Genomic DNA, 2,366 nt, shown 5'->3' with positions numbered 1-2,366 from the left:
GGGCTTCGTGCGGTGGGCGATCTTGCAGCCCGTTGGGGGGGGGGGGGGGGTGAAGAAACCGGGGGGGGGGTGGGGGGGGTTGCGGGGGGGGGGGGGGGGGCGGGGGCGGGGGGCGCGCCCCCCGCACCCCCGCGCCTCAAACGCCGGCGGGGCTGGACGTGCCGGCGGGGCTGGATTTGTTGGGCACGCGCAGCACGAAACGGGCGCCGGAGGCTCCGGTGGGGTTGGGGAGCGCGCGGAGGTCGCCGCCGTGCGAGCGGGCGATCTCGCGGGCGATGGCCAGGCCCAGGCCGGTGCCGCCGCTGGCCCGGCCCCGGTCCGCGTCCAGCCGTACGAAGCGTTCGAAGACCCGGTCCCGGTCCGCCTCCGGGATGCCCGGCCCGTCGTCCGTGACCTCCAGCAGCGCCCAGCCGCCGCCGCTCGCGGCCGCCCGGACGGTGACCTCGGTACGGGCGTACCGCAGGGCGTTGTCCACGAGATTGGCCAGCGCCCGCTCAAGCCGCGCCGGATCCCCGTGGGCCGGTACGGGGGCCCGCGCGTCCAGCCGTAGCGCCACCCGGGGATCCGGGCGCCGCGCCACGGCCTCGGCGGCCAGCAGCGCGAGGTCCACCGGCTCGGTGCGCGGCGCGGGCCCGCCGTCGAGCCGGGCCAGCAGGAGCAGATCGGCCGCGATGCCCTGGAGCCGCTCGGTATCGGCCAGCGCGGCCGCCACCGACTCCCGGTCGGGATCCCGCAGCGCCACCTCCAGCCGGGACCGGACGGCCGCGAGGGGGTTGCGCAGCTCGTGCGAGGCGTCGGCGGTGAACTGCCGCTGCCGGGCGTCGCTGCGCTCCAGCCGGTCCAGGGTGCCGTTGACGGTCCGGGCCAGCTGCGCGATCTCGTCCGCCCCGCCCGGGTCGGGGACCCGCCGGTCGAGCTCGCTCGCCGTGACCGCCGCCAGCTCGGTGCGGATCGCGGCCACCGGGCGCAGCGCCTGGCCCGTCACCCACCAGGCCAGGGCCGCCGAGAAGGCGATCAGCGGGGGTGCGCCGGCGAGCAGTCCCAGCGCGACGGACCGGTCGGCCGCGTCCACGTCGCCGAGGACCGTCATGGCGTACACGGTGTGCGGATCGTGCGCCCCGCGCGGACCGAGCGCCTCCACGGCGACCACCGCGCGCCGTTCCGCGCCGGGGCGCGCGGGCGGCAGCACCGCCGACCGGGAGTCGCTGCCGGGCGCGGGACGCAGCTCGCCGAGCTCGGGGGTGTCCTTCAGGTCCCCGCTGGTGGCCACGATCCGGCCGTTCGGGTCCCGTACGAGGACCAGGTCCACCCCGCCCTCCGGCGCGGGCAGCCGTCCGGAGGCCGGAAGGATCCCGCTGTCGAGCTGGGAGGCGACCTTGCGGGCGGCGAGCTCGGTGCGGCCGGTGGTGTTCTCGATCAGGTTGGCGCGCAGCACGGTGTACAGCCACAGCCCGCCGGTCGCGAGGACGGCGGCCATCGCGAGGGCGGCGGCCGCGGCGGCGCGGGCGCGCAGGCTGCCGAGGCGGGGGCGGGGGCGGGTCCGCCGGAGCCGGGTGGGCCTATCCACCGTCCGGGGCCATCCGGTAGCCGGTGCCGTGGACGGTGAGGATCGAGCGGCGGCCGAAGGGGACGTCGATCTTCCGGCGCAGGGAGGAGACGTAGACCTCGACGATGTTCGGGTCGATGCCGTGCGGGCCGTCCCAGACCTCGTCGAGGATGTCCTGCTTGGCGACGGCCCGGCCGGGCTGCTCCATCAGGCAGGCCAGTACGCCGAGCTCGCGGGCGGTCAGCTCGATCTCGTGCGGGCCTCGGCGGCAGCGGCGGCCGCGCGGGTCGAGGATCAGGTCGCCGGCCTGGAGGACGGCGGTCTGCGGGGTGCCGGCGGCGCGGCGGGTGATCGCGCGCAGGCGGGCGGCGAGGACGACGAAGGAGAACGGCTTCGTGAGGTAGTCGTCGGCGCCGGAGTCGAGCCCTTCGGCCTCGTCGTACTCCCCGTCCTTGGCGGTCAGGATGAGGACGGGGGTGGGGTCGCCGTGGGCGCGCATCCGCTTGCAGATCTCGTAGCCCGAGAGACCGGGGAGCATCAGGTCGAGCACGACGGCGTCGTACGGGCCGCCGGTCAGGGCGAGGGCGAGGCCGCGGTGTCCGTCGTGGGCCAGGTCGATCCAGTGGCCGTCGGCGGAGAGGCCGCGCCGCAGCGACTCGGCGAGCCCGGCTTCGTCTTCGACGACCAGAATGCGCATGCCCCCAGCCTCACACACCGGCCCCTTTTCCCCGGGCCGGCCGGGCCCGGTCCTCAGACGCCGGACGGGCTGCAGGGGGTCCCGGGCTCCGCCCGGCCCCCCTGGGGCTCCGCCCCAGACCCC

Annotated in this window: 2 protein-coding genes; both read right to left on the bottom strand. The window is 77.3% G+C overall.

Going from position 1 to position 2,366, the window contains the following annotated elements:
* Positions 1–136 precede the first annotated feature (136 nt).
* The gene (locus tag ACFXDJ_RS30000) at positions 137–1,567 is read right to left on the bottom strand and encodes a sensor histidine kinase (RefSeq protein ID WP_384850906.1); all 1,431 of its coding nucleotides are present in this window, start codon (positions 1,565–1,567) and stop codon (positions 137–139) included.
* A complete protein-coding gene (locus ACFXDJ_RS29995; RefSeq protein WP_384664086.1) occupies positions 1,560–2,243 on the bottom strand; it encodes a response regulator transcription factor in 684 nt (227 codons plus the stop codon). The genes ACFXDJ_RS30000 and ACFXDJ_RS29995 overlap by 8 nt, the downstream gene beginning before the upstream one ends.
* Positions 2,244–2,366 lie beyond the last annotated feature (123 nt).

It is taken from the genome of Streptomyces sp. NPDC059443, from assembly GCF_042750105.1.
GTDB lineage: Bacteria > Actinomycetota > Actinomycetes > Streptomycetales > Streptomycetaceae > Streptomyces.
Note: the sequence above shows the minus strand (reverse complement) of the source record. Positions and strands in the feature narration are given on the sequence as shown.

Coding starts and splice junctions, on each gene's coding strand:
- ACFXDJ_RS29995 (WP_384664086.1), bottom strand. CDS start 2,243: ATGCGCATTCTGGTCGTCGAAGACGAAGCCGGGCTCGCCGAGTCGCTG.